The 370-nt window shown below is 42.3% G+C and carries 1 protein-coding gene; it reads left to right on the top strand.

Features of this window, described 5'->3' with window-relative positions:
* The coding region (locus AC1DUA_RS40990) for a hypothetical protein (RefSeq protein WP_477505065.1) at positions 1 to 215 on the top strand (215 nt) is incomplete at its 5' end.
* Between the last annotated feature and the right edge of the window lie 155 nt (positions 216 to 370).

Genomic DNA, 370 nt, shown 5'->3' with positions numbered 1-370 from the left:
AAATGTCAGTTATTTGCCAAAAAGTGGGTCATATGCGGAAAATAGTAGTAGTATTCGGCGTTAATACAAGTAATCGATCCACACAGTCGCCTAGTTCCAAAGTTGCGATCCATCAGGAGGGAAAATCTACCTCTATTCAGCCCCGCGTCGGTTCAGGGAATGAAATAGATGCAGAAACTCCTGCTATTCCGTCTGTARCATGCGAAATYCCCTGAATTTGACCRGATTARCWGTAGAAATGTCAGTTATTTRCCAAAAAGTGGRTCATATGCGGAAAATAGTAGTAGTATTCGGCGTTAATACAAGTAATCGATCCACACAGTCGCCTAGTTCCAAAGTTGCGATCCATCAGGASGGAAAATCTACCTCT

The sequence above is a fragment of the Paenibacillus sp. 01T422 genome, from assembly GCF_056398785.1.
The sequence above is the reverse complement of the archived record's forward strand: the minus strand, read 5'-3'. Positions and strand labels throughout refer to the sequence as shown.